The following is a 363-nucleotide window of genomic DNA, read 5'->3' on the forward strand; positions in this document are numbered from 1 at the left end:
CGGAGAACTATCTCCAGCACGCCGAACACTACAATCGCATCATTGCCGCCGCGCAGGCGCAGATGCCGATCCAGAACGCCCAGCAGAACCGCGACGATTTCGATGACGACATCGATGAGGATCGCGACGAGTTCGATACCGTCGGCAACAGCAATGCCGGGGAGGCGCAGGCTGGGCCGAACGGTTCCGGGCCGCAGCCGGTGATCGAAGGCACGCCAGCCGAGCTCGGCTTCAACCAGGAAAACGGCCGCGACAACAACCGGCGCGACAACAGTGGCCGCGACAGGCACCGCGACCGCCGCAATGGCGGCTATGGCCAATACGGCCAGAATGGCCAGCGCGACGGAGGCCAGCGTGATGGGG

The 363-nt window shown here is 65.3% G+C and carries 1 protein-coding gene; it reads left to right on the top strand.

What is annotated here, in order from left to right:
• Positions 1 to 363 (top strand): DUF4167 domain-containing protein (locus EN851_RS34590; protein ID WP_135931071.1); only part of this gene is annotated, 363 nt, incomplete at both ends.

This window comes from Mesorhizobium sp. M8A.F.Ca.ET.208.01.1.1 (genome assembly GCF_004791315.1).
Lineage (GTDB): Bacteria > Pseudomonadota > Alphaproteobacteria > Rhizobiales > Rhizobiaceae > Mesorhizobium.